General features: G+C 63.4%; 20 protein-coding genes and 1 tRNA gene. 5 read left to right on the top strand and 16 right to left on the bottom strand.

Annotated features, from left to right (window positions below):
* Nucleotides 1-54 precede the first annotated feature (54 nt).
* Nucleotides 55-525, top strand: coding sequence for a pyridoxamine 5'-phosphate oxidase family protein (locus E0473_RS01800; RefSeq protein ID WP_137679144.1), 471 nt, complete (start codon nucleotides 55-57; stop codon nucleotides 523-525).
* Nucleotides 526-600: 75 nt separating this feature from the next.
* Here E0473_RS01800 and E0473_RS01795 read toward each other — a convergent pair whose 3' ends face one another.
* Nucleotides 601-2,037 carry a sodium-dependent transporter gene (locus E0473_RS01795; RefSeq protein ID WP_137679143.1) on the bottom strand — a complete coding sequence of 479 codons (1,437 nt, stop codon included), beginning with the start codon at nucleotides 2,035-2,037 and terminating at the stop codon, nucleotides 601-603.
* Nucleotides 2,038-2,122: 85 nt separating this feature from the next.
* Here E0473_RS01795 and panB point away from each other — a divergent pair, with 85 nt between their 5' ends.
* Nucleotides 2,123-2,992 (top strand): 3-methyl-2-oxobutanoate hydroxymethyltransferase, encoded by an 870-nt coding sequence (gene panB, locus E0473_RS01790; RefSeq protein ID WP_137679142.1) that lies wholly within the window; start codon nucleotides 2,123-2,125, stop codon nucleotides 2,990-2,992.
* A gap of 103 nt (nucleotides 2,993-3,095) precedes the next feature.
* Nucleotides 3,096-4,175 (top strand): DUF475 domain-containing protein, encoded by a 1,080-nt coding sequence (locus E0473_RS01785; protein WP_137679141.1) that lies wholly within the window; start codon nucleotides 3,096-3,098, stop codon nucleotides 4,173-4,175.
* On the opposite strand, the gene prsR is transcribed toward E0473_RS01785, so the two are convergent.
* From prsR to E0473_RS01770, 3 genes are read right to left on the bottom strand one after another with little or no spacing between them, the layout of a single operon-like run.
* Nucleotides 4,172-5,536, bottom strand: a complete 1,365-nt coding sequence (gene prsR, locus E0473_RS01780) for a PEP-CTERM-box response regulator transcription factor (RefSeq protein ID WP_137679140.1) — start codon at nucleotides 5,534-5,536, stop codon at nucleotides 4,172-4,174. The two genes, E0473_RS01785 and prsR, sit on opposite strands and share 4 nt — an antisense overlap.
* The gene (gene prsK / locus E0473_RS01775) at nucleotides 5,536-7,665 is read right to left on the bottom strand and encodes an XrtA/PEP-CTERM system histidine kinase PrsK (protein ID WP_241657291.1); all 2,130 of its coding nucleotides are present in this window, start codon (nucleotides 7,663-7,665) and stop codon (nucleotides 5,536-5,538) included. The genes prsR and prsK overlap by 1 nt, the downstream gene beginning before the upstream one ends.
* Nucleotides 7,644-9,032 carry a TIGR03013 family XrtA/PEP-CTERM system glycosyltransferase gene (locus E0473_RS01770; protein WP_137679138.1) on the bottom strand — a complete coding sequence of 463 codons (1,389 nt, stop codon included), beginning with the start codon at nucleotides 9,030-9,032 and terminating at the stop codon, nucleotides 7,644-7,646. The genes prsK and E0473_RS01770 overlap by 22 nt, the downstream gene beginning before the upstream one ends.
* 180 nt (nucleotides 9,033-9,212) lie before the next feature.
* Here E0473_RS01770 and E0473_RS01765 point away from each other — a divergent pair, with 180 nt between their 5' ends.
* Complete coding sequence (locus tag E0473_RS01765; protein ID WP_137679137.1) at nucleotides 9,213-9,719, top strand: hypothetical protein; 507 nt, start codon at nucleotides 9,213-9,215, stop codon at nucleotides 9,717-9,719.
* Nucleotides 9,720-9,721: 2 nt separating this feature from the next.
* On the opposite strand, the gene E0473_RS01760 is transcribed toward E0473_RS01765, so the two are convergent.
* The 10 genes from E0473_RS01760 to E0473_RS01715 all read right to left on the bottom strand — a co-directional run bounded on the left by E0473_RS01760 (nucleotide 9,722) and on the right by E0473_RS01715 (nucleotide 20,828).
* Complete coding sequence (locus E0473_RS01760; protein WP_137679136.1) at nucleotides 9,722-11,518, bottom strand: SLC13 family permease; 1,797 nt, start codon at nucleotides 11,516-11,518, stop codon at nucleotides 9,722-9,724.
* A 103-nt stretch (nucleotides 11,519-11,621) separates the two neighbouring features.
* Nucleotides 11,622-11,706 (bottom strand) — tRNA-Leu (locus E0473_RS01755).
* Nucleotides 11,707-11,752: 46 nt separating this feature from the next.
* A complete protein-coding gene (locus tag E0473_RS01750) occupies nucleotides 11,753-12,574 on the bottom strand; it encodes an inositol monophosphatase family protein (RefSeq protein ID WP_137679135.1) in 822 nt (273 codons plus the stop codon).
* A gap of 6 nt (nucleotides 12,575-12,580) precedes the next feature.
* Nucleotides 12,581-13,144, bottom strand: coding sequence for an elongation factor P (gene efp / locus E0473_RS01745; RefSeq protein ID WP_137679134.1), 564 nt, complete (start codon nucleotides 13,142-13,144; stop codon nucleotides 12,581-12,583).
* A 65-nt stretch (nucleotides 13,145-13,209) separates the two neighbouring features.
* A complete protein-coding gene (locus tag E0473_RS01740) occupies nucleotides 13,210-13,851 on the bottom strand; it encodes an esterase/lipase family protein (protein ID WP_241657290.1) in 642 nt (213 codons plus the stop codon).
* A gap of 58 nt (nucleotides 13,852-13,909) precedes the next feature.
* Entirely contained in the window at nucleotides 13,910-15,316 is a 1,407-nt protein-coding gene (locus E0473_RS01735; RefSeq protein ID WP_137679132.1) for an NAD(P)H-dependent flavin oxidoreductase, read from the bottom strand.
* Nucleotides 15,317-15,340: 24 nt separating this feature from the next.
* Nucleotides 15,341-16,081 (bottom strand): class I SAM-dependent methyltransferase, encoded by a 741-nt coding sequence (locus E0473_RS01730; RefSeq protein ID WP_241657289.1) that lies wholly within the window; start codon nucleotides 16,079-16,081, stop codon nucleotides 15,341-15,343.
* A gap of 74 nt (nucleotides 16,082-16,155) precedes the next feature.
* The gene (gene prfB / locus E0473_RS01725) at nucleotides 16,156-17,283 is read right to left on the bottom strand and encodes a peptide chain release factor 2 (protein ID WP_137679130.1); all 1,128 of its coding nucleotides are present in this window, start codon (nucleotides 17,281-17,283) and stop codon (nucleotides 16,156-16,158) included.
* A 90-nt stretch (nucleotides 17,284-17,373) separates the two neighbouring features.
* Nucleotides 17,374-19,908 (bottom strand): penicillin-binding protein 1A, encoded by a 2,535-nt coding sequence (locus E0473_RS01720; RefSeq protein ID WP_241657288.1) that lies wholly within the window; start codon nucleotides 19,906-19,908, stop codon nucleotides 17,374-17,376.
* 68 nt (nucleotides 19,909-19,976) lie between these two features.
* Complete coding sequence (locus E0473_RS01715; protein WP_241657287.1) at nucleotides 19,977-20,828, bottom strand: N-acetylmuramoyl-L-alanine amidase family protein; 852 nt, start codon at nucleotides 20,826-20,828, stop codon at nucleotides 19,977-19,979.
* Between the two features lie 486 nt (nucleotides 20,829-21,314).
* On the opposite strand from E0473_RS01715, the gene E0473_RS01710 reads away from it, so the two are divergent.
* Nucleotides 21,315-24,158, top strand: a complete 2,844-nt coding sequence (locus E0473_RS01710; RefSeq protein WP_137679129.1) for an Rne/Rng family ribonuclease — start codon at nucleotides 21,315-21,317, stop codon at nucleotides 24,156-24,158.
* A 74-nt stretch (nucleotides 24,159-24,232) separates the two neighbouring features.
* Here E0473_RS01710 and E0473_RS01705 read toward each other — a convergent pair whose 3' ends face one another.
* On the bottom strand, nucleotides 24,233-24,868 hold the full coding sequence (locus E0473_RS01705; protein WP_137679128.1) for a class I SAM-dependent methyltransferase: 636 nt from the start codon (nucleotides 24,866-24,868) through the stop codon (nucleotides 24,233-24,235).
* A gap of 63 nt (nucleotides 24,869-24,931) precedes the next feature.
* On the bottom strand, nucleotides 24,932-25,648 hold the full coding sequence (locus E0473_RS01700; protein WP_170308107.1) for an SDR family NAD(P)-dependent oxidoreductase: 717 nt from the start codon (nucleotides 25,646-25,648) through the stop codon (nucleotides 24,932-24,934).
* Nucleotides 25,649-25,677 lie beyond the last annotated feature (29 nt).

Below are 25,677 nucleotides of genomic sequence, written 5' to 3'. Positions count from 1 at the left end.
ACAAGAGTGGAACCGCCGCGTGAATATGGCGTTGGTAGGCAAAGGAGATTATTCATGACCGACATCAGCGAACTCAAGCAGCGCTTCTGGAAGAAACTGGACGACAGCCCCTTCGTGTTCCTGCAGCAGGACGCCGATCCCTCCACCGCTGTTCCGATGACCGCTCAGCTCGACAAGGATGCCAATCACGCGATCTGGTTCTTTGGCCGCCGCTCGTCTGAGCTTGCCAAAGGCGGGCCTGTTACTGCCACTTTCGCTGGAAAGGGCCACGAAATGTTTGCACGCTTCAATGGCGTCCTCAGCGAAGAGCCGAGCCGCGAACGGCTTGAGCAGTTTTGGGGCAAGCCGGTTGAGGCATGGTACCCGCAGGGCAAGCAGGATCCTGAACTGATCCTGTTACGCATGGATCTGGGCCAGGCTGAGCTGTGGAACTCGGACCTCGGCTTCCTCGACACGGCGCGTATGCTGTTCGGCTTCGACATGCTGGACGAAGCGAAAGACGAGCACGCCGAAACAACGCTCTAAACAAGCACAAACTTGCGGCGCCGCATGGCGCTGTTCGGGCCGTCGCACCCCCTGCGGCGGCCCGAATTGTATGGCCTATCCCAAAAGGCCGGGGAACAGCCCGAACAACAGGATAAGGCCAACCGCGACTGGCGCCAGCCAAACCACGAGACCGCGCCAAAGTACGAAGGCCACGCCAGAAAGCCCGCTTTCCGCTTCGACCAACCGCCGGTCGGCACGCCAGCCGGTAAACACCGCAAGGCCCAGCCCCGCCAGCGGCAACATCAGCTTGCCCGTCACCCCATCGATAGAATCGAGGATGTCGGTGTTTTCGAAGATGCTCCAGAAAGCCAGCGGTCGCACGTCCGACCACACATTGTAGCCCAGCGCACAGGCAATCCCGATCGCGAAGGCCAGCACGGCCACCAAAATCGCCGCCGGAACGCGGCGAAGCTTCAGCGCCGACATGGCAAACGCGGTCGGGCCCTCAAGCAGCGAAATCGAACTGGTGAGCGCGGCAAAGAAGATCAGCACGAAGAACGCCAGCCCCACCAGCGCGCCGCCTGGCATCCCCTGAAACGCCACCGGCAACGACTGAAAGATCAGCGCCGGTCCCGCCGCAGGATCGAGCCCGGCGGCAAACACGATGGGGAATATCATCAGGCCGGCAAGGAGAGCTACCCCCGTATCGGCAGCCGCGATCATCGCCGCTGTCGAGCCGAGGCTCACCCGCGCCGGGACATAGGAGCCATAGGTGATAAGCGCCGCCGACCCGAGGCTGAGCGAAAAGAACGCCTGCCCCAGCGCTTCGTTGACCGCCAGCGGGGTCAGCGCCGAGAAATCGGGTGTGAAAAGAAACGTCACAGCCTCGGCAAAAGCGCCTTCAAACGCGCCGTAGACCGTGATGAGAACCAGCAGTACGAAGAAGGCCGGCATCAGCCAGGTGGCCGCCTTCTCGATCCCTCCGCCCACTCCGAGCATCACGATCCCCAGGGTCACGGCCATGAACAGCGCGTGCATAGCAATCATCCGTCCGGGCGAGCTGAACAGCGTTCCCATCATGCCCGTCACCTCGGCCTGGCTTTGCTCGGCGAAGGCCGTTGCCATCGGGTTGCCTGCCAGCACGGCCGACAGGACATCCCCGCCCGACAGCAACACGTAGTTGAGCACCCAGCCCGCCACCACGGAATAGAACGACAGGATGAAGAAGGCCGCGATCACCTCGATCAGGCCGAAAGTGCTCCACATACGGCTGCGTCCCGAGCGCTCTGCCACGTCGGCCACCGAACCCACGGCATCGGCATGGCCCCCGCCCGCGCGCCCAAGCAGCACTTCGGTCAGCACCATCGGCATCCCGATCAGCGCCACACACAAAACATAGACCAGCACGAAGGCGCCGCCGCCATTTTCACCAGCCAGAGTTGGAAAGCGCCAGATGTTGCCCAGCCCCACCGCAGCACCGATTGCCGCCATCAGGAATGCTGTGCGCGACGACCAGCCGTCGTTCGCCGCTACTGCGCCGGATCCAACCATATAAACCCCTTGAAGTCCCACCAATCCGGCGAACATGCATGGAAAAGCCCCTCGCGTCGAGTGATCCATCTGCTAGAAGCAAACCATGTCCACCAGCTTCACGCTCGATACCTCCACCAGCCGCGCCAATCCCACGCCCACGCCGATGAAACGGCTGACCGTGCCCGCGATCCGCGCGCGCAAGGTGGATGGGGTCACCGCCGAACCGATCGTCATGCTCACGGCCTACACCGCGCGGCAGGCGCAGCTGCTCGATCCGCATTGCGATATGCTGCTCGTGGGGGATTCGCTGGGGCAGGTGATTTATGGCCTGCCCTCGACCATCCCTGTCACGCTCGACATGATGGCGAACCATGCCGCCGCCGTGGTGCGCGGATCGTACCATTCGGTGGTCGTCGTCGACATGCCCTTCGGCGCTTACGAGGCATCGCCAGAGGCTGCATTCGAAGCCGCAGCCACCCTGTTGAAAGCCAGCAACGCGGCTGCCGTGAAGCTCGAAGGCGGCGCGGCCATGGCCGAGACGGTCGCTTTCCTCGTGCAGCGGGGCATACCGGTAATGGGCCATGTCGGGCTCACCCCACAGGCGGTGAATGTGCTCGGCGGGTATGGCGCGCGCGGGCGCTCCGATGCGGAGGCGGACAAGATCGTCAGCGACGCCAAGGCCCTGTGCGATGCGGGCGCCTTTGCCATTGTTGTGGAAGGCGTGGTCGAACCTATCGCCATCGCCGTGACCGAGGCGGTGAGCTGCCCCACCATCGGCATCGGCGCTTCGGCCCAGTGCGACGGACAGGTGTTGGTGACCGAGGATATGCTCGGCATGTTCGAACGCGTGCCGCGTTTCGTGAAGCGCTATGACGACATGGCGGGCCTTATCCGCCGCACCGCCGAAACCTACGCCGCCGAGGTGCGCGAGCGCAGCTTTCCCGGCCCCGAGCAGACCTATCAACCTAAGTAGCGCAACGGGTATCTGGGGGCAGCGCTTGCACCGTCCGCCTCACCCGCCTAGCGCTCCCTAGTTCGCAACCGATCCAACTTCTTCACGGCGGGATGCCAGGTTCATGTCCACACTGCTGCGCTACTATAAATTCTCGCTCGTTTTCACACTCGTCTGCTTCGGGTTGGCGGTATGGTATGGGGCAGCGAGCACAGGCAGCTTTGGCGGGATGCTGGAGATCCTGTGGATTGTAGCCATCCTTTCGGTGCTGGAGGTTTCGCTCAGCTTCGATAACGCGGTGGTCAATGCCACCGTGCTCAAGCAGATGGACGAGAAATGGCAGCAACGCTTCCTCGTCTGGGGCATTGCCATCGCCGTGTTCGGCACCCGGATCATCTTCCCGCTTGCCATCGTTGCCATCGCGGCGGGCATCGGCCCGATAGAGGCGATCGATCTCTCGCTTAACAATCCGCAGGAATACGAACGGATCGTATCGTCGGCGCATATAGGCATTGCGGGCTTTGGCGGGGCCTTTCTCGCCATGGTCGGCCTCAAGTTCTTCTTCGACGGCGAGAAGGACGTTCACTGGATCACCGCGATAGAAACACGCCTTTCGCGCGTCTCGGCCTTGCCTGCGATCGAGATCGGCCTCCTGCTGGTGGTCTTGTGGATCATATCCACCTTCCTGCCCCAAGCGGAGGCGCTGACTTTCCTCACAGCGGGGATGCTCGGCCTTGCTACTTACATCGCTGTAGACGCGCTGGGCTCTTGGCTTGACCAGAAGGAACAGGCCAAGAAGGTTAGCGGCACCGTGATGCGCTCGGGCCTGGGCGGTTTCCTTTATCTCGAGGTGCTTGACGCGTCGTTCAGCTTCGATGGCGTGATCGGTGCCTTCGCCCTGTCGAACAACATGATCGTGATCGCACTGGGGCTCTCAATCGGAGCCATGTTCGTACGATCGATGACGATCCACCTTGTCCGGCAAGGTACTCTGGCCGAATACCGCTACCTTGAACACGGCGCCTTCTGGGCGATCATCGTGCTGGGTTCGATCATGCTGCTATCGGCGCTGGTGCATATTCCCGAAGTCTTCACCGGCCTGATCGGAGCGACGCTGATCGGATTCTCGCTGTGGTGGTCAATCCGGTTCAACCGCCGCAACGGGGTGGCCCCGGCCGAGGTGGAGCCATCCTCTCAAGCCTAAGCCTGCAGATCGTATTGTTTTAGCAAATCGTAGAGCGTCGGGCGGCTGATCCCTAGCAGCTTGGCGGTGTTGGAGATGTTGCCCTCGCTGCGAGCCAGCGCGTGACGGATCATCTTGCGGTCCGACTGTTCGCGCGCGCACTTGAGGTTGAGCATTTCGCCGGCATCTTCCTCGCCCGCATCCAGATCGAGATCCTCGGCCCCCACAAGTTTGCCATCGGCCATGATGACCGCGCGCTTCACCCGGTTTTCCAATTCGCGCACGTTGCCCGGCCAGCCCCAGCTGTCGATCACAGCCAGCGCATCGGCGGAAAAGCCGGTGACGGCCGGGTTCATCTCCTTGGCGAACCGCTTGAGGAAGGCCTTGGCCAGCAACACCGCGTCGCCCGGCCGCTCAGCGAGGCTGGGGATTTTGATCACCACCTCGGCCAGACGATAGAACAGGTCTTCGCGGAACGAGCCTTCCGTTATCATGCTTTCGAGGTTCTGATGGGTGGCGCAGACGATCCGCGTGTCGACACTGATCGCCTTGCGCCCGCCGATGCGCTCGATGGTCCGCTCCTGCAGGAAACGGAGCAGCTTGACCTGCAGGGGCAGCGGAATGTCGCCCACTTCATCGAGGAACAGCGTGCCACCGTCGGCGAGTTCGATCTTGCCCTCGGTGGTTTTGACTGCCCCGGTGAAGGCGCCCTTTTCGTGGCCGAACAGCTCACTTTCCAACAGGTTTTCCGGAATCGCCGCGCAGTTGATGGCGATGAAGGCGCCGTCGCTACGGTTGCTGGCATCGTGTAGCCCCTTGGCGAGAAGCTCCTTGCCAGTCCCGCTGGCGCCGAGCAGCATGACCGAGACATTGGTGTTGGCGACCCGCTCGATCGTGCGCGCGACCTTCACCATCTCGGGCGCGGCGGTGATCATACGGCCAAGCACGGTCTTTTCTTCCCCCACCTTCTCGGCCAGCGCGCGGTTCTCGCGCTCGATCTGGTGGAGGTTCAGCGCGCGGCGCACGATCAGGCCAAGCTGATCGATATCGACCGGCTTCTGGTAGAAATCGTAGGCCCCCCGTTCGATCGCCTGCAAGGCGCTCTCGCGCGAGCCATGGCCCGAAGCGACGATCACCTTGGTATCTGGCTTCAGCGCCATGATCGCATCGAGCACGGCAAAGCCTTCGCTGGTGCCATCGGGATCGGGCGGCAGGCCAAGATCAAGCGTGACCACCGGCGGCGCATAGGCGCGCAGTGCCGCCAGCGCGCTTTCGCGGTCGCCCGCGATGACCACCTCGAAATCGTCGTACGACCACTTGAGCTGCGCCTGCAGTCCCTCGTCGTCCTCGACGATCAGCAGCGTCGGTTTCGGATCACTCATTATGCCACCTCGGCGTTTAGATCGTTGATATTGGGTCGCGGGCCAGCGGTTGTGCTGGTCGGAAGGCGCAGGAGAAAGCGCGTTCCTTCACCTTCGCGCGATTGCACATCGAGCCGACCGCCCATGGCGCGGATCATCTCGCGCGCTTCGAAAGCGCCGATCCCAAAACCGCCCGACTTGGAGGAATGGAACGGCTTGAACAGGTGCATCCGGATAAACTCCGGGCTCATGCCGACACCATTGTCAGAAACCTCGATAATCGCGGTGCCCTGCTCCACGCGAAGGGCAAGCCTGACCGGCGAATTTGCGGCGCTCGCCTCAATCGCGTTCTGCACCAGATGGACGATCGCCTGTTCGAGCGCCTCGGCATTGCCTTCGATAAAGCAAGCAGGATGGTCCGCTGCGATGACCTCGTGCCGGGCCTTGTATTGCTGGGCAACAGAGCGGATCATGGCTGCCAGATCGACCTGTTCGCGAACCGTCCGCGATTGCCCTCCGTAGCGGCCGAGGCGGGCCAGCAGGCCCTGCAACTTGTCGGTCGAGTTCCTGAGTGTCAGCAACATGTCTGCGCGAAATTCCGGCTTGTCGGCGTGGAGTTCGGCATTGCGCGCCAGCAGCGAGAGCTGGCTGGCCAGGTTCTTGATGTCGTGCATCACGAAGGCGATGCGGCGGTTGAATTCGTCGAACCGTTGCGCTTCGCCCAGCGCGTCCTGGCTGGCGTGCTCGGCGAGGTAGCTGGCAAGCTGCCTGCCCACGACGCGCAGGAGGTCAAAGTCCTCCCAGTCGAGTTGGCGCGCCAGCGGCGGACGCGCCAGGACCACGAGCCCGACCAGACGTTCATAGTGGACCAGCGGCACAACTGCCCAGGCACGCTCTTCCTCGAACAGCCAATCGGGATAGGCTGCGGTCGGGATTGCCTGCTCTCGCCCGGCCCGCAGATCGTCGAGGTCCAAAATGAACTGGCTTTCCTCGAAGAACCTAGCGCCTTCGCAGCACACAGCCACGCCCGGAACCTCGATCGCGCTCCATTGCCAGCGGGCGGCAAGTGCCAGCCCGCCTTCCTCAAGCGGGGTGAGCAACAAGCCAGCCGGACTATCGGTTACGTCCGCCACGGCTTGCACGATGCGCTGTGGGAGTGGCGGAGCTTCCGGCCCTGCCCGGCCGATAGTGTCGGTGAAACGCAGCCATTCGGTGCGGTAGTCGTAACGATGCTGGAACAGATGCTTGGAGATCATCACCCTTAGCCAGCGGCGCAGCTTGGGCGAAGGCAGCACCGCCAGCGCCACGGCACTGGCGGCCACCATGAAACCGACCTGCATGGCGGGGGCATAGGCATTGCCCGCGTAGGCAATCGCCTGGGCGACCACCACCATCACAACAAGATAGGTGCCGATCACCAGCAGCGAGAAGGACTGGAATGCAAAGCTTCGCGAAGGGCGGAACTTCAGCTCGCTCTCGCTGCGCAGCGAACCGATCGCCAGCACGATCACTGCCACCAGCAGCGCAGCGCCACGCAGCTGCGCGAGCATCTCGGGCAACTCGTTAAGAAGATAGGCGATCGTGTAGAAGTTGAGGTCGTAAAGCCAGATCGCGCCCATGGCGGCGGCGGGCCAGCGCAACGACTGGCGCGACTGTTGCTCTGCTCCGGCATAGAGGTTGTGGACGAGGACCAGCGCGCCGACACAGAACAGCAGGCGAAAGATCACAGCGAAGTGCGCAATCAGCTGTGCTGGCGCGCTGCCCGCAGGAAAGCTGAACTGGGCCAGCAAGGTCGCCACATGGAGCAGCTCCACCAATGCCAGCGATGCAACCACGGGCCGAATTGGTGCCAGGCTCTTGTCACGATCGTCGTTTGCGAAGAGCCGGTAAAGCAGCCAGAGCCAGGCGAAATAGCTGGCCGAAAACACCAGCAGCGTCGGCACGGCAAGGTAGCCGAAGCCGACCGCGCAAAAGCCCCAGAGGCTGGAGATGCCGAGCGCGGCTGCGCTTGCCGTCTTGGCCGGGCCTTTCGCGCGCTCGCTGGAGACAAGCCATAAGGCAAGCACGGCCGCGCCCGAGGCGCCAGCCACGAACATCAGAATAACAAACAGGAACCACAGCGGCTCCATCAGCGCGCACCCTCTGGCCACAGAACCACGCGCAGCGTTTGCAACAGGATCAGAAGATCGAGGAAGGGCGTGTAGTTCTTGGCGTAATACAGGTCATATTCGAGCTTCGCCCGCGCATCCTCGACCGACGCGCCATAGGGATAGTTGATCTGTGCCCAGCCCGTGATGCCCGGCTTCACCATGTGCCGTTCGGCATAGTAGGGCAGCTCAGCGTCCAGCTCCTCGACGAACTTGGGCACTTCGGGCCGAGGGCCGACGAAACTCATTTCGCCTTTCAGCACCGTCCACACCTGCGGCAGTTCGTCCACCCGGATTTTGCGGATCACGTTGCCCACACGGGTGATGCGCGTATCGTTCTTGTCCGCCCATTTCGCCCCGTCCTTTTCGGCATCGGTTCGCATCGAGCGGAGCTTCACCAGCTCGAATTTTTGACCGTAAAGGCCCACACGCTGCTGGCGGAAGAAAGCCGGCCCCTTCGAATCGATTTTGACCAGCAGGGCGAAGAAGAGAATCACCGGAAGCGCCAGAACCAGCAGCACCAGGCTGGCGGTGACGTCGAACACACGCTTTGCGAAGCTCGAAAACATGCGACTGGAAGAGAAGCCGTCGGAAAAGATCAGCCAGCTCGGATTGAGCGTGTCAAGGTCCACCCGGCCGGTCTCGCGTTCGAGAAAGCTGGAGAAGTCGTTCACATGGACGCCCGCGGTCTTGATCCGCAGCAAATCCTTCAGCGGCAACGCATTGCGCCGCTCTTCCAGCGCAAGCACCACCTCGGTGACGCCCAGATTGCTCACGAACTTGGCCAGATCATGGATTGCCGAACGCGCGATGGCCTCTGCGATAATTGTGGTCTGCTGTTCGCCCATGGCGATGTAGCCGACGATAGAGAACCCGCTGCCGGGGCGCTCGCTGAGTTCAAGCAAGCGCTGCGCGCGCGGGCCTGCTCCAAGCACCAGTACCCGTCGGCGAAAGGCCGCCGTCCCAAGCAAACCACCAACAAGCAGACGGTTCGCCACCAGCAGCGCGATCGAGAGCCCCATCGAATAGAGCAGCGTGGAGCGCCAGAAGGTATGTCCCGGCAGGAGAAAGTCGATCAGCGCGAGTGCAAGGATGGCAAGGCTCACCGCCACCAGCAGCCGCGCGCAGGCAAAACGCATCGAGCGCAGCGCATCGGCACCATAAACGCCAACCGCGATCATCGCGGCAAGCGTGGTGGCGGCAAAGGCGCTGAGCGGAAGGAAACGCTCTGCCAGCGAGCCTGGCTCCATGGCTATCTGCGAGGCACGGAAAGTCCACGCAAAATTGGCCGCGACGAGCAACAGCACGAAATCGAGCAGGCCGAGCAACAACACCGCATGTGGGATATAGTGCTTGAATAGTCGGATCATGGTTCCTGCCGTTTGTTTCCGGTTAGGTGCCCGGCACAGAGGCGTTAGCCGGTAAGGATAAATTGTCGGTAAACTTTACACTTAACCCAACGCAACCCCGCAGACCAACATATGTCTTAAGTAGGTCTCGATAGGGATACGCCGGAATGTTTAAGGGTTTGCGCGTATGAGGGGCGCGCTATGGCACAGATCCGAAAGCCTCTTGTTCCTGCCAAAGTGTTCCGGCACTTCGCCTTAGCGACGGTTGGGCTCACCGCTGTGGTGGCGATGCTGGCTGACGGTAGTCATCATGAGGCACAAGCGCTTGCAGACCGCGAAGAGCTGCCCGAAGCCGATACTGCCAAACCGCAGCCGAAGCTGGTTCGCCGAGACAATGGCGGAGGCGCTCGCGACAATAATTCGAGCGACTTCTTCGCGGATTCCAGCGGTACGTTCGGCGCTCCGATGATGCGCCCAGCCCGGTCGGGCGGCACAGTCGCAAACGCGAAGGGTGCGGGTGGAGGTTCTCGCTCTTCCCTCGCAGGATATACGCAGGCCTATCTCGATAGCCTCAACGATGAGGAATACGAGGCCCTCGTCGAAGGGCTGCAGGAGACCGGGATGCTTGATCCCGCGCAGCGCGAATTGCAGGTGACTGCGCTGGAACGGCAGTCGGCAGCGCGCAGCGGCAACGCTTCGACAGACTGAACCTACATGCCGTAGGTGATCGCGAGCAGAATACTGAGCGTGGTCACCATGATCAGCACCAGCGGCACACCCGTGCGCAGGTAATCGGCGAAGGAATAGCGGCCCTCGGCCATGATCAGCATGTTGGTCTGATAGGCGATGGGCGTCGCGTAACACAGGTTGCAACCGAACAGCACGGCCAGCACCAGCGGCTCCTGCGGCATTCCCAGCTGGCTGGCGAGATTGAACGCAATTGGCGTGCCCACGGTGGCGGCGGTGGCGTTCGAGGCGAAGTTGGTCAGCACGGTCACGAACAGCATGATGGCGGCGATTACGCCCGCAGGTGGCAAGTGTTGCAGCCCCAGCGCCAGCGCTTCGCCCAGCCACATGGCCGCCCCGCTATCGAGCACGATCCGCCCGATGGCGATACTGGCGGCGACCAGCACGATCACTTTGCCCGAGAGCGCCCTGCCCACCCGGTCGAACTTCACGCAGCCGGTCACGAACATCAGGATCGCACCGGCAAGCGCGGAGATGGCAATTGGCACCAGGCCCACCGAGGCAAAGGCAACAGCGCCGAACATGATCGCTGCCGCGAGCAGCGCCTTCGACCGGCGCGGCATCTCGCGCGCACCTTCGAGGCGGAGCAGCCCGTCTCCCGCGGTGAACGCTTCGAGCCCGTCACTCAGGCCCATGACCAGCAATACGTCGCCTTCGGTAAGGCGCACGTCGGCATCGACGTTGGTGCGCTCCTCAGCCAGTGGCTTGGCGGGGCGATGAATGCCGAGCACGGCCACGCCATAGTGATCGGCAATGTTGCTGCTCGCCAATGTGCGGCCGATCAGGCGGCTGTCACCGGTCACAATCATCTCGACGACCTGGATGTCCTCGCTGCGCGCCTTGCCCTCGGTGCCGATGCGCTCGATCACCCAGGCGGGCGCGACCGGACCACGTAGCAGCCGCATGGCGTTCTCAAGCCCCTCATGGGTGCCCGAGATCATCATCCGCTGACCCGCCTCGAACGGACCTGTCGGCCGTTCCTCAAAGCGGAAATCTTCCGGCAGCGTGTCGACGATTTCATCGAAATGCTTGCCCACCAGGCCGCTCAGTTCGGTCACGCGCAGCTTGGCGAAGAAGCGCCGCTCGATATGATTCTGGTCGGGCGAATTATCGGGCAACAGGCGCGGCATCACCAGCCACAGGTAGGGGAACGCAACCAGTCCCGCCGCCAGCACGATGGGCGTATAGTGGAACACGCTCATCTGCGGCATCCCCAGATCGACCGCAATCCCGACCACCAGCAGGTTGGTCGAGGTGCCGATGGTGGTCGCCATGCCGCCGATCAGCACGGCAGCGTTGATCGGAATCAGCGTTTGCGAAGCGGGCATGGCCCCGCGCTGAGCCAGTGCGACGAAGATCGGCAGGAGCAGCACCAGAACGGGCGTGTCGTTGACGATCATGGACAGGCCCATCGCGATACCCAGCGAAACGAACAGGCCGAGCTGGGTGTTTACTTTCCACACCCGTTCGAGCGCGCGCGAAACCGGATCGAGCGCGCCGGTCACCACCAGCCCGCGACCCATAATCATCAGCGCGCAGATCGTTATCAGCGCATAGTGCCCGAATCCCCCGAACGCGAGCGCCAGACCATCGGTTGGCAGCGTATCGGGCAAGGGATAGAAATAGAGGCCAACCGCGATTACCGCGATTGTGCCGAGCGAGACGATCTCGGTCGACATTTTCCCCCGCGCGAACAGGTAGAACACGACGACGGTCAGCACCATGGCTGCGAGCGCATGGTAAGAAGGCATGGCGAGCATAAGCGCCCTCTATCCCAGCCTTGCGCGCAGGTGAAGCAAAGACATCATAGCAACCTGTACAGAAAAGGAAAAAAGGGGCGCCGTGAGCGCCCCTTTCGATGCCTGGTACCTCCGGCCGGACTCGAACCGGCACTTCCGAAGAAACTCGATTTTGAGTCGAGCGCGTCTACCAATTCCGCCACGGAGGCATCGCTAGCGCAAGGGCCGATACAGCCCGCCGCGCGAACTGACAAGCTATGCCTTGAGTGCTTCTGTCACCAACTTGTGGAGACGCGAGTGCATCTGATCGTTGCCGGCAATCACCTGCTTGTCGCAAATGGTGAGGCTGCGCCCGCGATAATCGGAGACGAACCCGCCCGCTTCGCGCACCAGCAGACAGCCCGCGGCGGTGTCCCAAGGCGAAAGTTCGCTTTCCCAGAACCCGTCGAACCGGCCAGCCGCGAGCCAGGCGAGATCCAGCGAGGCAGCGCCATAGCGGCGAATGCCCGCCACGTTCGGGCCAACGCGGCCGAAGATGCGCGTCCACTCGGAGAAGTTTCCGTGTCCTTGAAACGGCGTGCCGGTGGCGATCAGCGCCTCGCTGAGCTGCCTGCGACCTGAAACGCGCAGCCGCGCATCTTGCAGCCAGGCACCGCGGGTTTTCTCGGCCCAGAAGGTCTCGTCGGTGATCGGCTGATAGATCACACCGGCTGTCACCTCGCCCCACTCGTCCGAGCCGAGCTTGCGCTCCTGCACCGCGATCGAGATCGCGAAGTGCGGCAGGCCGTGAAGGAAGTTGCTGGTGCCATCGAGCGGGTCGATGATGAAACGCGGTTGGCCCGGCTCCGCCTCGATTTCGCCGCCCTCTTCGAGCAGGAAGCCCCAACCGGGGCGCGCGACCTTGAGTTCATCCCACAGGATGCGCTCGGAGGCTTCGTCTGCCTTTGAGACGAAGTCGGCCGGGCCCTTGCGGCTGACCTGCAGGTTTTCGATTTCGCCGAAGTCGCGGCGCAGGCGGGCCCCCGCCTTGCGGGCGGCCTTCTCCATCACGCGAATGAGGCCTGAGATTGCTGCCATGACTGTTTAGCCAGCCTTCCCGACGTAGCTCTGTTCGTAAACGTCGACCACGATGCGGGTGCCGCTTTCGATGTGCGGGGGCACGAGGATGCGCACGCCGTTGTCGAGCACGGCAGGCTTGTAGCTCGACGAAGCGGTCTGGCCCTTCACCACGGCGTCGGCCTCGACGATGGTGGCTTCGATCTGGCTTGGCAGTTCGACCGAGATCGGGCGCTCTTCCCACAGCTCAAGAGAGACCTGCATTCCGTCCTGCAGGAACGGGCGGGCATCGCCCAAGAGGTCGCTCGGCAGGTGGATTTGCTCGAAGGTGTCGGTGTCCATGAACACCAGCATGTCGCCGTCTTCGTAGAGGAACTGGTAGTCCTTGGTATCCAGACGCACCTTTTCGACCGTGTCGGCGCTGCGGAAGCGGACGTTGGTCTTGCGGCCGTCGATGAGGTTCTTCATCTCGACCTGCATATAGGCACCGCCCTTGCCGGGCTGGGTATGCTGGATCTTGGCGACCTTCCAGATGCCCTTTTCGTATTCGATGATATTGCCGGGACGAATGTCCACGCCGCTGATCTTCATGGGTCTGCTTCCGATTTCAAAGAGATTGGCACGCGCCCTAGCCGCAGTTGCGCCAAGCGGCAAGCTTAGCCGAGCGTGTCGGCTATCGTGATCGCGTCGATGACCTGCTCGATACAGCGCCGCGAAGTTCCAAGAGCGAAGTGCTGGGCCTTCACCTCGATGCGCAGATCGCTCTCGTTGTCGCGCCCGCGTGACGAATGCGCGGCGACGATCCCGTCGATGGCCGACCATATGGCCACGGTCGGCACCGGAGGTTTCTGGCTGAAGTCCTCGGCAAAGGGCGGGTTGTCGACGGTGTGATCGTTGATCAGCTCGTAGTAGCGCCACCCGGCGTTGTCGCGCCGCCCGCCCGAGAACGGGCTACCCACGGTGATGACTGAGGCGATGTGCTCGCTCGCGCGCTGGCCGAGGATTCGTCCGTAGAGCCCGCCAAGGCTCCACCCGATCACCACCACCTTGCAGCCCGTCTGATCGTGCAATGTGGCAATGCGCGCTTCTAGTCGGGCCAGCTTGGCAAGGTCGGCGCCTTGGTTCGTCCCGAGCCGCCATCCGCTCGGCGCAAAGCCGCGGGCGCGCAGGGTGCGCCGCATCAGCAGGGTGGAAATGTCGCCCGTGGCGAGGCCGGGGATGACCAGCACCGGCCTGCCCTCCCCGATCCGTTTGCCCTTGCGCGGCAGCCGAAACGGGTTGGCGAGCAAGGCGGGCATCGCCAATCCCTCGCGCAACGTATTGCGCAAGGGCGGCGGATGGGCCTTGCCGCTCAGATCAGTCCCCGGTCAGGATGCGGTCGACCAGCTGCTTCACCGTGGGGGTGAAGTTGTTCGAATAGAACGGGTCTTGCGCAAAGCGATAGGCCGCGTGGCCGGCGAACATCAGGTTCTCTTCCACCGGAGCGCCATGAGCGATTTCCTGCAAGGTCTTCTGGATGCAGAAGCTGCGCGGATCGGCAAGGCGGCCGGTGGTGTAATCGTCGTGGTCCTTCCAGCTCGAAAAGCCGCAGTGCGACAGGCAGCCCATGCAGTCGGCCTGGTCCTTGCGGATGGTCTCGCGGCTTTCGGGGGTGACGAAAACGACAGTGTCGTCAGGCGTCTTGAGTGCGGTGGTATAACCCTCGGCGGCCCAGCCGCGCGCACGGTCCAGATCCTTGGGGGTGACCCAGAAGTTCTTGCCCTTCACGCCAACGTCAAGCTGCACGGTATGCTCGCCCGCCGAGACGCGGCTGTAAGGAATTTGCCGCTCCGAGCGGGCCATCAGGTCAAGCAGGAACGGGTTGCGCACCGCGCTCGAATAGAAGCCGGTGGGGCTGAAGCGGTGCAGCTCGACATCGCCGGGCTGGATCGTGCGCAGCGCGTTTTTCCATCCTTCCGGGATCGGGCTTTCCTCGGTCAGCAGCGGGCGCGTGCCGAACTGGAATGCGATCGGGCCAAGCTCGTCGTTGTCGATCCAGTCGTTCCACTCGCGCAGATACCACACGCCGCCAGCCATCACGATCGGCACGCTTTCAGGCACGCCTTCCTTGCGCATCATCGCGCGCAGCTCGGCCACGCGGGGATAGGGATCTTGCGGCTTCTTCGGATCTTCGGCGTTGGAGAGACCGTTGTGGCCACCCGCCAGCCACGGGTCTTCATAGACGACCGCCGCGAGCAGGTGCGAAACCTTGTGATAGGCCCTCTTCCACAGCGCCCGGAAAGCGCGGCCCGAGCTGACGATGGGCAGATAGTGGACGTTATACCGCTGCGCGATCTCGGACAGGCGATAGGGCATACCCGCGCCGCAGGTCACACCGGTGACGAGGCCCTTGGTACGCTCCAGAATGCCTTCGAGCACGGGCTGAGCGCCGCCCATTTCCCACAGCACGTTGATGTTGATCGCGCCGTTGCCGCCAGCAATATCATGGGCGCGCTTCACCTGCTCCACGCCGCCATCGATGGCATAGCGGATCAGCTGTTCATGGCGTTCCTTGCGGGTCATTTGATTATAGACCTGGGGCACGATCTTGCCCTCGGCATCATAACTATCCGCATTGACCGCGCTGACCGTGCCGATGCCGCCAGCCGCGGCCCAGGCCCCGGAGCTGGCGTGGTTGGTGGCGGACACACCCTTGCCACCTTCCACCAGTGGCCACACCTCGCGGCCACCATACATAATCGGCTTCAAACCTTTGAACGTCATTGACTTCCCCTGTGCCGCCACCGCTCAACCGGTAGCGGAACTATCTTTCGCGTCGGCCTGAACACATGGCTCTATCGCGCCCGGTTCGGGTCGCTCGCCGACCGCTTCGAACTCGGCGTAATAGCCGGCTATTTCCGGCTTGCGGACAAACTCGGTCAGCCGATAGCCGACGCGGGCAAATTCGCAAAACAGCAATTGCGGACCGATCCCATGTTCGCCGATGGGCCGATCGACATCGACCACCACCACATGGCCCTTTTCCCGCAGCGACGGGCGCAGATGCCAGAGGAAGGCATAGGGCTCTTCCACCTCGTGATACATGTGGACGAGCAGGATACGGTCGAAGCTGTTTTCCGGCAGGCGCGGATCGTCGGGCAGGCCCGGCTTGATCGAAACGTTATCGAGCCGGTCGCGCTCGACACGGCTGCCGAGGCGGCGCAGCGCATCCTCGTTGATATCGCTGGCCAATACGCGCCCTGTCTCGCCCACGCGGGCGGCAAGGCGTACGGTGTAGTAGCCCTCGCCCGCGCCCACATCGGCCACGCTCATGCCCGGCTCTATCCCTGCAAGATCCATCACCGTTTCGGCTTCCTGACGCCGGTCGCGCGCCTCTTCATTCGAAAAAGCGGTGGCCCCGCCTGCGGAAACGGGCCGGTCGGCTTTGGGAAATTCCTGCGTGCCGGGCGCGTTATCGCCATCCGGTTGCTGGCAGGCCGCCAGCAACGCAAATGCGGCAAGGGCAATCAGAGAGCGCAGGCCAACCATGGCAGGCGCCATTACTCCGCCGGAACGCGGAAGGCAAAATTCGCAATCTGAATGTCCCGCCATTGCGCGTGACCCTAGTCGACGTCGTCCACTTCGACCGCCTCGCCCGTCACCTTGAGCGCGAGCGCGGCCGCGATGAACGCGTCGATGTCGCCGTCGAGAACATCGTCGGGCGTCGGGCTGGTGACGCCGGTGCGCAAGTCCTTCACCATCTGGTATGGTTGCAGAACGTAGGAGCGAATCTGGCGGCCCCATCCGATCTCGGTCTTTTCCTCGTATTCGCTTGCCGCGGCAGCCTCACGCTCGGCCATTTCGCGCTCGTAAAGGCGGGCCTTCAGCATATTCATTGCCGTCACACGGTTTTTCAGCTGGTTGCGATCGGACTGGCAGGCGACCACGATTCCCGAGGGAATATGCGTGATGCGGACCGCGGAATCGGTCGTATTCACGTGCTGACCACCCGAGCCCGAGGCGCGGTAGGTGTCGACCTTGAGGTCCGAATCGTTGACGGTGATCTCGATGTTGTCGTCGATCACCGGATAGACCCATGCGCTGGAGAAGCTGGTGTGCCGCCGCGCTGAGCTGTCATAGGGGCTGATGCGGACAAGGCGGTGAACGCCGCTCTCGGTCTTGGCATAGCCATAGGCGTTTTCGCCCTTGATCAGCAGCGTGGCCGACTTGATCCCGGCCTGGTCGCCCGCCTGATATTCCACCACCTCGACCTTGAAGCCACGCTTCTCGGCCCAGCGATAGTACATGCGGAACAGCATCTCGGCCCAGTCGCAGCTTTCGGTGCCGCCTGCGCCCGAGTGAATTTCGATGTAAGTGTCGTTGCCATCGGCCTCGCCCGAAAGCAGCGCCTTCACCTTGTCGCGGTCGGCTCGTTCGGCCAGCGAGGCGAGCGTTGCCATGCCATCGGCCACCACTTCGTCATCACCCTCGGCCTCGCCCATCTCGATGAACTCGACCGCATCGGACATTTCCGAAGCGATCTCGTTCACGGTCTCTACCGCGTCCTTGAGGTTCTTGTGCTCGCGGCTGACAGCCTGCGCGTGCTTGGGATCGTTCCACAGGTCCGGGTCCTGCACGCGCGCTTCCAGCTCGTCGAGCCGACGCAGCGCGGCGTCCCAGTCGAGCGATTTCCGGACCAGCGCCAGCGCGGCTTCGATCCGGTCGATATGGGCCTGCCCTTCGGCACGCATGGCATTGGTCTCCGCTAAAACAAAGCGCGCCGACTAGCGCAGCCGGGCGCTAAGGGAAAGGGCTGAGGACATGTGAACGCGGGCAGTGCGTTAATAGATGCCACCCTGATCCTCGGCAAAGTTGCTCGGCACACCCTCGGATTCTCCACCCTGGTTGCGGTCGCCCTGCTCGCGGCGGCGCAATTGGGCGAGGATGAGGTCACGCATTGCGGCAATGGTATCGCCATCGCGCCCGCGGCGACGCGGCTCGGTATCGGGCTTGAACGCTTCCCAGATCACGGCATCGGCGGTTTGCGCCGGCCAGCCATCGAACACGCGGCGTCCGCTGCGCCGGTCGATCCGTACCATTCGCACCCCATCGGGAGCGATGAAGGGCCGTTCGGACCAGCGTTCACGCGTCGCCTTGGCGAAATCGACGAAGATCGGCGCGGCCGTGTTGCCACCCTGAACATAACCGCCGAGCGTGCGTGACTGCTGGTCGAAGCCGAGATAGGTTCCCGCCACGATGTCGGGCGAGCCGCCCACGAACCAGGCGTTGGTCGGGCCGGAGCTGGTGCCGGTTTTGCCGAACAGCGGCATGTCGAGAACCTTCAGCCGGGTTGCGGTGCCGCGCTGGACCACGCCTTCGAGCATATGCACGATCTGGAACGCGGTGCGCGGATCCATCCGCTGCGCCCCCATGCGCTCGAACCGGGGCATGGGCTTGCCGTCCCACTCATCCATGTTGCAGCCGTTGCAGGCCCGCTCGTCGGAGCGCCAGATGACCTTGCCATTGCGATCCTGCACGTAGTCGATCAGCGAGGGCTGGATCAGCTTGCCGTGGTTCACCATCATCGAATAGGCGGCGACCATCTTCAGCACCGTGGTATCGCCTGCGCCGAGCGCGAAGGCCGGATAGGGTTCGTACTGGTCCTTGTCGGCGATGCCGACGTTTTCGAACGTCTTGATGACGTTCTCCATCCCCGAATCCATCGCGATGTGGACGGTCATCAGGTTCTTCGACTGCTCCAGCCCGTAGCGCATCGGGTATTCCCCACCGCCGCGCGAGCCGCCGAAGTTGGTAAAGCATTTCTCGCCCAGATTTGCGCCCTGATAATAGCAATACTGCCGGTCGGGAATAAGCGTGGCGGGGGTCATCCCGTTGTCGAGCCCGGTGGCGTAAACGAACGGCTTGATGGTCGATCCCGGCTGACGCAGCGCCTGCGTAGCGCGGTTGAAAGCGCCGAGCCGCGAATCGAAGCCGCCCTGCATTGCCATCACCCTGCCCGTGGTCGGGCTCATGGCGACGAAGCCGCCCGAGACCTCGGGAATACCGCGCACTCGCCAGCCATTCCCCTCAGGCGAAACAGCGATGATGTCACCCGTCTTAAGCGCATCGGGCAGCGATCCTGCCAACGATCCTTCGTCGCCGTCGGCAAAGCCGACCCTGCCCGCGCCGCCAGACCGGCTGAGCACCACGGCGATCCGCCAGTCGCGATAGTTGATGCCGATGTAGGAGCTGCGCAGCTGGCTCTTCATGTCGCCATCGCCCGGGTTGACCGTGGCAATCGGCTTTTTCCAGGGACGGTTGTTGTCATAGCGCAGGATCGCGTTGCGCAGCGCGTCGCGCGCGGCATCCTGCATCTCCACGTCGAGCGAGGTGCGCACCCACAGTCCACCGCCATAGACGCTGTTGGGCCCATCCTCGGCCTCTTCGCCATAGCGGTCGATCAGCTCGCGTCGCACTTCTTCGAGGAAATAGCCTGCATCGGCGGTTTCGTTGCTGCCGGGATTGTTGACGATCCCGAGCGGCTTGGCCTGCGCGGCTTCCATCTGGGCACTGGTGATATGCCCGTTGTCCTCCATCTGCTGGAGCACCCAGTTGCGGCGCGCACGCGCGGTCTCGTAGTTCTTCGCCCGGCTATAGACTTCCGGCGCGCGCGGCAGAATCGCGAGAAAGGCCATCTCGTGGAGTTCGAGATCGTCGACATCCTTATCGAAATAGGCGCGCGCTGCGGCCTGCACCCCGAACGAACGCCGCCCCAGCGGGATTTCGTTGAGGTACAAGGTGATGATCTCGCGCTTCGAAAGCACGCTTTCGACGCGCGTGGCGAGAATCATTTCCTTCAGCTTGCGGGTGACCGAATATTCGTTGCCCACGAGGATGTTCTTGGCCACCTGCTGCGTGATGGTCGACCCGCCGACCGCACGCTCGCCCGAGCCGAGCTTCGAGATATAATCCATCACCGCGTTGAGGAAGCCGCCAGCGTCGATGCCGCCATGGCTCCAGAAGGTCTCGTCCTCGGCTGAGGTATAGGCGTTGATGAGCTGCGTGGGCAGATCTTTGAACTGCAGCTCCACGCGCCGCTCGCGCTCGTACCGGGCGACGATCTCGCCATCCATGCCGCGCACCACGGTGGGCAGGTTCGGGCGATAGTCGAGCAGGCTCTCGGCATCGGGCAGATCGCGCACCAGCACTGCCCAAAAGGCGGCGGCCATCAGCAGCCCCACCAACAGCGCGTAGCCTGCAAGGCGGACCAATAGGTTTGCACGCCAAATCTCGCCGATCCGGCCGAAGGCGGCGCCGGCATTGCGGCGGATGCGAAGGCTGGTGGAGCCGTCGTCCATGGTATGATCGTCAGTCATTTCCGGCGCCCTCTAGCATGGCCTTGCCGCACTGCGCCAGATGGATGCGACGGCCCGAACGCGAAGGCTCACGGTGCCGCCGCATTGCGGGCAAGAAAGATGCGGATTGCGCTGGCCATGGTTGCGGCAAAGTTTTCACGGCCCTGGGCGGAGGCCAGGCGCTTCGCCTCCTCCGGGTTGCTGACAAAGCCCGCCTCATAAAGGATCGCGGGCACGTCGGGCGCACGCAGCACCGCCAACGCGGCCTTCCGGCGTGGTTGCGGATGGAAGGTCAGTCGCCCTTCCCCTTCGCGCACGATCAGCGCGGCAAACTCGTCGGACTGCGCAGCGGTTTGTCGCTGCGAAAGCTCGACCAGGATCGTCTCGACCGCCTCGTCCTGGCCCGAAAGATCAAGGCCATTGAGCACGTCGGCGCCGTTTTCGCGCCGGGCGAAGCGGGCGGCGGCCTGCGAATTGGCCGCGTCGCTCAGCGTATAGATGCTAGCGCCGCGCACCTCGGCCAGCTCGCCGGCGCTATCGGCATGGATCGAGACGAACAGATCGGCGCCAAGCTCGCGGGCGATGGCCACGCGTTCCGGCAGAACCACGAAGCTGTCATCATCGCGCGTCATGGCGACACGTACGCCGCCCTCTTCGAGCAAAGTGTCGCGCAAGGCCTTGGCGAGGCCCAGCACGATCCGCTTTTCCTGAAAGCCGGGGCCCACGGCGCCGGGGTCCGGCCCGCCATGGCCAGCGTCGATCACCACCAGCGGCCGGGTCTTGTCCTGCGGGCCCAGCACCTCGGGCAGGTCAAGCTGCTGCCCGGCCTGCGGCAGGTCGATAGTCACGACATAGCCGCGCCCGAGCACAGGTACCGGGATGCTCAGCCCCCACGTGTATAACAGCCCGAGCAGCAGCACCGGCGCGGCAAAGAGCAACATTATCTTGGAGCGTTCAGGCACCGTACTGCAAATTCCCCCGGTGTTGCGACCCATTCGGGTATCTACTTAGCGCAATGCAAAGAGAAATTGACCTGAATGCGCAACATGGTTGCCGAGCCTTTCCCCGAATGCTAGCGAAATGCAATCCGGCCCATTTGGTCGGCAAGGGTCTGGAAAGCTAGGGCTCCCCTCCTTTTCCGCCGCAGTTACAGGTTGATGTCGTAATGCCAAGCATAAGTCCCCTCGCCCAGCCGCAGCCTCTGTGCTGCCGCGCAGGCGAACAGGGCTTTGCGCAGAACACGAAGCTGCGCCTCGGCATTGCTGCAGACACGAATCACGGTTCCTTCGGGCTGAACGCCTCGGGAATCTGTCCATCTCCCCCGCAAGCCACCGGAATAACGCCTTTGGCGGCGGGGATTCACACATTGGGACAGCGCAGCCGGGCAGGCACCGCCTCCTCGCGCCCCGCTGTCCGGAGACTTATCAATGGCTACGCGCATGCTTATCGATGCGCGCCACCCGGAAGAAACTCGGGTGGCGGTGCTCCAGGGAAATCGCATTGAGGAATTCGACTTTGAATCTGCCGAACACAAGCAGATCAAAGGCAACATCTATCTCGCCAAGGTTACACGGGTAGAACCCAGCCTGCAGGCCGCGTTCGTCGATTTCGGCGGCAACCGGCACGGGTTCCTGGCGTTCAGCGAAATTCATCCCGACTATTATCAGATCCCGCAGTCCGATCGTGACGCGCTGCTGGCCGAAGAACAGGCCGCGGCCGAAGAAGAAGCTGCGCTGCGCGAGCAGGAAGACGGCGACGATGTCGACCTCGACGAGGACGATGGTGACGACGAAGGCGAGCCCGGCGTCGAGGAGATCGACACCTCCGAAAAGAAGCATGTCGCGACGATCGAGGATGGTCACGTCGAAAACGGCGATGACGACGACAGCGATGGCGAAGATGCCAGCGGCGACGGCGACGGTGACGACGACCAGGATGAGAGCGAGTCCGGCGAAGACGACAACGGCGAGCAGCGCTCGCGTCGCGGCCGGGGCCGTGGCCGCGCACGCCGTCAGGGCAATGGTCGCCGTAGTGGTGGCGGCAGCCGGGCGAAGGAAATCGACGAAGCCCGCGCCAAGCGCCAGGCGCTGCGTCGCCGCTACAAAATCCAGGACGTTATCCAGCGCCGCCAGGTTCTGTTGGTGCAGGTCGTCAAGGAAGAGCGCGGCAACAAGGGCGCTGCCCTCACCACCTATCTTTCGCTGGCGGGCCGCTATTGCGTGCTTATGCCGAACTCCAGCCACGGCGGCGGCATCAGCCGCAAGATTTCGTCGGGCTCGGACCGCAAGCGCCTGAAGAGCATCGTCAGCGATCTGTCGCTGCCGCGCTCGATGGGCCTGATCGTGCGCACCGCCGGCCTTTCGCGCACCAAGACCGAGATCAAGCGCGACTTCGACTACCTCGCCCGCTTGTGGGACGAGATCCGCGAGAACACGTTGAAGTCGTCCGCCCCGTCGATGATCCATTCGGACAGCGACCTGATCAAACGCGCCATCCGCGACATCTACAACCGCGAGATCGAAGAGGTCGTGGTCGAGGGTGAGGCCGGCTACAAGGCCGCGCGCAACTTCATGAAGCTGCTGATGCCCAGCCACGCCCGGCGGGTGAAGCACTATTCCGATCCGGTGCCGCTGTTCCAGCGCTATGGCGCGGAAGACCAGCTTTCGGCGATGTACGATCCGATGGTGCAGCTTAAATCGGGCGGCTACCTGATCATCAACCCGACAGAGGCGCTGGTCTCGATCGACATCAACTCGGGCCGCTCCACCAAGGAACACGGCATTGAGCAGACGGCGCTGCACACCAACCTTGAAGCCGCGCGCGAAATCGCGCGCCAGCTGCGCCTCCGCGACATGGCAGGCCTGGTGGTGATCGACTTCATCGACATGGAGCACGGCTCGAACGTGCGCAAAGTCGAGAAAGCGATGAAGGACGCGCTCAAGAACGACCGGGCGCGCATTCAGGTCGGGCGCATTTCTGGCTTCGGCCTGATGGAGATGAGCCGCCAGCGCCTGCGCACCGGCGTGCTCGAGGCGACCACGCGCGAGTGTCCGCACTGCGACGGCACCGGCCTTGTTCGCACTGCCAGCTCGGCGGGCCTCTCGGCGCTGCGTCTGATCGAGGACGAAGCGGCCAAGGGCAAGGGCACGCTCATCACCCTCTATGCCTCGACCGAGGCCTCGATCTACCTGCTCAACTCCAAGCGCGCCGATCTCGCCGAGATCGAGAAGCTCTATGGTGTGACCGTGGAAGTTCAGCCCGAGGGTGAGGACGAAGGCGCTAAGATGCGTGTCACCTCATCCGGTCCGCGCCCGACTGAGACGCCAAAGTTCGAGCAGATTGTCGATGAAGACGACGATGACGACACCGTCGACGACGAGGACGAGGGCAACGAGGACGAGAGCGATGACGGCGACGACGCCGATCAGCGTCGCTCGAAGCGTCGCCGCCGTCGCCGTGGCGGTCGTGGCCGAAACAAGAACCGCACCGAAGATGGTGATAACGACGGTTCGGATGACGATGGCGAAGAAGGGTCGGACGACGACGCTTCCGACAATTCCCAGGGCGACAATACCGAAAGCGACAACGACGAGGACGGCGAAGACAAGCCGCGCCGCCGTCGCCGCCGGGGTGGCCGTGGTCGCAACCGCCGCCGTGACGAGAACGGTGCGGAAGGCGAAGACGATGCAAGCTCCGATGGGGATGACAGCTCCGCTAAGGATGCCGAGCCCCAAGCTGCCGATACCAAGGAAGCGAAGGAAGACACTCCCGCACCGGAAGTAGCTAAGACGCCCGAACCTGAAGCAGAAAAAGCTGAAGGCGAAGCTGCTGCACCGGCCGAAGAAGAAGCGCCCAAGCCCAAGCGTCGCTCGCGCGCCAAGAAGGCGGAGCCCAAGCCCGAAGCCGAAGCCGAGAGCGAAGCGCCTGCCGAGGAGGCTCCCAAGCCCAAGCGTCGCTCGCGTGCCAAGAAGGCGGATACCGAAGCTGCCCCGGCCGCAGAGGGTGAAGAGGCTCCGAAGCCGAAGCGTCGCTCGCGCGCCAAAAAGGTTGCCGAACCCGCACCCGAGGAGGCGATCGAGGCCAAGCCCGAGGCAGATGCGACCCCCGCCCCGGCTGAACCCGAAGCAGCCGAGCCTGCTCAGGACACTGCGCCCGTTGAGGAAGCGCCGACGCCTGAAGCTCCGGCCGCCGAAGACAGCGAAGCAAATGCCGAAAGCGGCGAAGATCAGCCCAAGCGCGGCGGATGGTGGCAGCGCACCTTCGGCAACTGATCGCCGCATCATAGCAATATGGGCGGGCCGCTTGTCTTCGGACAGGCGGCCCGTTTGTCATGGGCTGTCCGCTCTCAGGCTCCGGCGCGACGGGCCGCGCCCCACTCCATCCATCCCGCCCAGCGCGGGGCCTTGGCGAAATACTCCTGCCCCAGTGGCTCGACCTCGAACCCGGCGGCACGGATCGCCCCGCCGATCTCGCGGGTGAGGTGGCAATTGCCTGCAAGCCGCTTCCACACTGGCTCTATCCGGCGCTGCCAGCGGGCCACGTCCGCATCGGGCGCGCCGCCATGTTCCAGGTAAAGCAGGCGTCCGCCGGGTTTCAAAACCCGCCGCATTTCTGCCAGAACCCGCGCTGGATCTCGCACCGAACATAGGGTGTAAGTGCACACCACCGCATCGAAAGCGCCATCGGCGAAGGGAATGTTCTCGCCCACACCGGCGCGGATATCGGCGGGTATGCCTGCCGCCTGCGCTCTCGCCCGTGCGGCATCGAGAAGGCTGGCATTGGGGTCGATCCCGGCAAAGCTGGTAATCGCGGCGGGATCGTAAAGCTGCTGGTTGAAGCCGCCACCGCAGCCCAGTTCGAACACCGCGCCGCGCGCCAGCGGCACCACCTCGCGCCGTAACTGCCTCACATCGTCGCTGCTGCACCCCATCGCGATAACGCGCGGAAGCACATGCGCATCGTACCAGGACCGTACCCCCATCGTCGCCCCCTCGCACCGCCAAGCGCCTGGTTTAGCAGGTTATTTCTCCATCACCAATCGCCATCAAGGCTTGATACGAAGGCCGCGCCAGTCGAACAGGCCGCCGCTATCTGCCGGGCTTAGCCCTTCGATAACCGAGAGCAGGTTGGCGCTTGCCGCATCAGGCGCGGTCAGTTGCCCCTCCGGCAGGTTGCTCTGAAAAGGAGACGACAGGCGCGTGTCGACGGTCCCCGGATGCAGCGCGACGACTACGGCTTCGGGATGGGTGCGGCCCATCTCGATGGCGAAGTTCGCCACCAGCATGTTGAGCGCGGCCTTGCTCGCGCGGTAGGAATGCCACCCGCCGATCCGGTTGTCGGAAATCGACCCGACCCGCGCCGATAGCGCCGCAAACACACTGCGCCGATCGCGCGGGAACAGCGGCAGCACATGTTTTGCCACCAGCGCCGGACCGATCGTGTTGACCCGCAAGACCTCCGCCATCGCCGCCGGATCCAGCGACTTGTAGCTTCGCTCCGGCCCGGTCCCATCAGGCAGTGTCAGCACGCCTGTTGCCACCACCACCAGGTCGGGTGGATCGTTAGACCAGTCTGCCACCGCATCGGCGATGCTGTCCTCGTCGTCGATATCGCAGGCGAACCGTCGCACGCCTTCAAGCGGCGGCCCCTCGCCGCTACGCGAGCCGGCAAGAACGTCCACACCGCGCGCAGCCAGATCAGCCACCAGCGCGCTGCCGATGCCGCCGCTTGCTCCGAACACTGCTGCCTTGCCGATGGCCATAGGCGTTTTCTCCTCCAAAACCGCGCCTG

The sequence above is a fragment of the Aurantiacibacter suaedae genome, assembly GCF_005434915.1.
In the GTDB taxonomy this organism is placed as follows: Bacteria; Pseudomonadota; Alphaproteobacteria; order Sphingomonadales; family Sphingomonadaceae; genus Alteraurantiacibacter; species Alteraurantiacibacter suaedae.
This window is presented reverse-complemented; position numbering and strand designations above follow the sequence as displayed.

What these genes read in the sequence shown, in the direction of transcription:
- E0473_RS01800 (WP_137679144.1), top strand. Translation starts at nt 55, where the DNA reads ATGACCGACATCAGCGAACTCAAGCAGCGCTTCTGGAAGAAACTGGAC.
- E0473_RS01795 (WP_137679143.1), bottom strand. Translation starts at nt 2,037, where the DNA reads ATGGTTGGATCCGGCGCAGTAGCGGCGAACGACGGCTGGTCGTCGCGC.
- panB (WP_137679142.1), top strand. Translation starts at nt 2,123, where the DNA reads ATGTCCACCAGCTTCACGCTCGATACCTCCACCAGCCGCGCCAATCCC.
- E0473_RS01785 (WP_137679141.1), top strand. Translation starts at nt 3,096, where the DNA reads ATGTCCACACTGCTGCGCTACTATAAATTCTCGCTCGTTTTCACACTC.
- prsR (WP_137679140.1), bottom strand. Translation starts at nt 5,536, where the DNA reads ATGAGTGATCCGAAACCGACGCTGCTGATCGTCGAGGACGACGAGGGA.
- E0473_RS01770 (WP_137679138.1), bottom strand. Translation starts at nt 9,032, where the DNA reads ATGATCCGACTATTCAAGCACTATATCCCACATGCGGTGTTGTTGCTC.
- E0473_RS01765 (WP_137679137.1), top strand. Translation starts at nt 9,213, where the DNA reads ATGGCACAGATCCGAAAGCCTCTTGTTCCTGCCAAAGTGTTCCGGCAC.
- E0473_RS01760 (WP_137679136.1), bottom strand. Translation starts at nt 11,518, where the DNA reads ATGCTCGCCATGCCTTCTTACCATGCGCTCGCAGCCATGGTGCTGACC.
- E0473_RS01750 (WP_137679135.1), bottom strand. Translation starts at nt 12,574, where the DNA reads ATGGCAGCAATCTCAGGCCTCATTCGCGTGATGGAGAAGGCCGCCCGC.
- efp (WP_137679134.1), bottom strand. Translation starts at nt 13,144, where the DNA reads ATGAAGATCAGCGGCGTGGACATTCGTCCCGGCAATATCATCGAATAC.
- E0473_RS01740 (WP_241657290.1), bottom strand. Translation starts at nt 13,851, where the DNA reads ATGCCCGCCTTGCTCGCCAACCCGTTTCGGCTGCCGCGCAAGGGCAAA.
- E0473_RS01735 (WP_137679132.1), bottom strand. Translation starts at nt 15,316, where the DNA reads ATGACGTTCAAAGGTTTGAAGCCGATTATGTATGGTGGCCGCGAGGTG.
- E0473_RS01730 (WP_241657289.1), bottom strand. Translation starts at nt 16,081, where the DNA reads ATGGTTGGCCTGCGCTCTCTGATTGCCCTTGCCGCATTTGCGTTGCTG.
- prfB (WP_137679130.1), bottom strand. Translation starts at nt 17,283, where the DNA reads ATGCGTGCCGAAGGGCAGGCCCATATCGACCGGATCGAAGCCGCGCTG.
- E0473_RS01720 (WP_241657288.1), bottom strand. Translation starts at nt 19,908, where the DNA reads ATGACTGACGATCATACCATGGACGACGGCTCCACCAGCCTTCGCATC.
- E0473_RS01715 (WP_241657287.1), bottom strand. Translation starts at nt 20,828, where the DNA reads ATGTTGCTCTTTGCCGCGCCGGTGCTGCTGCTCGGGCTGTTATACACG.
- E0473_RS01710 (WP_137679129.1), top strand. Translation starts at nt 21,315, where the DNA reads ATGGCTACGCGCATGCTTATCGATGCGCGCCACCCGGAAGAAACTCGG.
- E0473_RS01705 (WP_137679128.1), bottom strand. Translation starts at nt 24,868, where the DNA reads ATGGGGGTACGGTCCTGGTACGATGCGCATGTGCTTCCGCGCGTTATC.
- E0473_RS01700 (WP_170308107.1), bottom strand. Translation starts at nt 25,648, where the DNA reads ATGGCCATCGGCAAGGCAGCAGTGTTCGGAGCAAGCGGCGGCATCGGC.